Source organism: Corynebacterium sp. MSK019 (genome assembly GCF_030232425.1).
In the GTDB taxonomy this organism is placed as follows: domain Bacteria; phylum Actinomycetota; class Actinomycetes; order Mycobacteriales; family Mycobacteriaceae; genus Corynebacterium; species Corynebacterium jeikeium_D.
Genome location: NZ_JASPJT010000038.1, coordinates 1 through 267, shown reverse-complemented (window position 1 = coordinate 267; position 267 = coordinate 1). Strand labels below are relative to the sequence as shown.

Below are 267 nucleotides of genomic sequence, written 5' to 3'. Positions count from 1 at the left end.
TGTCGTAGTCAATCCACTATCAGTCGTGAAATCGCACGCAACAGCGTCGATGGTATCTACGATGCCTATCACGCTGACCAGGCCAGCCGCGGGCGTCTTGCTCGCCCTAAGCTGCGCAAACTCGATGACAATCGGTTCTTACGCGCCCAGGTTGTCGATCTGCTCAACCGTGGTGCCTCACCGCGTCAGACCAGTGACAGGTTGGCTGCACTGTGGGGTGATAATACGTCCATGACTATTAGCCACGAGTCGATTTACCAGGCCCTT

At 55.8% G+C, this 267-nt stretch carries 1 pseudogene; it reads left to right on the top strand.

The window, feature by feature from the left end:
- Positions 1-267: pseudogene (locus tag QP982_RS10645) on the top strand (IS30 family transposase); the annotation flags it as partial.